Origin of the sequence: Shewanella sp. 10N.286.52.B9 (assembly GCF_002873635.1) — a bacterium.
Lineage (GTDB): Bacteria > Pseudomonadota > Gammaproteobacteria > Enterobacterales > Shewanellaceae > Shewanella.
In genome coordinates, this window is record NZ_MCTY01000132.1 from 1 (window position 1) to 334 (window position 334).

Below are 334 nucleotides of genomic sequence, written 5' to 3' on the forward strand. Positions count from 1 at the left end.
TCAGTCGTTGCTTCTGAGTACTTGATATAAGGATTATGAGCAAGTTCAGTCGTTGCTTCTGAGTACTTGATATAAGGGTTGTGAGCTAATTCAGTCGTTGCTTCTGAATACTTGATATAAGGATTGTGAGCAAGTTCAGTCGTTGCTTCTGAATACTTGATATAAGGATTATGAGCAAGTTCAGTCGTTGCTTCTGAGTACTTGATATAAGGGTTGTGAGCTAATTCAGTCGTTGCTTCTGAATACTTGATATAAGGGTTATGAGCTAATTCAGTTGTTGCTTCTGAGTACTTGATATAAGGGTTGTGAGCAAGTTCAGTTGTTGCTTCTGAAT

The 334-nt window shown here is 38.0% G+C and carries 1 protein-coding gene; it reads right to left on the reverse strand.

Annotated features, from left to right (window positions below):
* Positions 1-334, reverse strand: a 334-nt coding sequence (locus tag BCU91_RS20270) for a hypothetical protein (RefSeq protein WP_157936277.1), incomplete at both ends; no start/stop codon positions are given.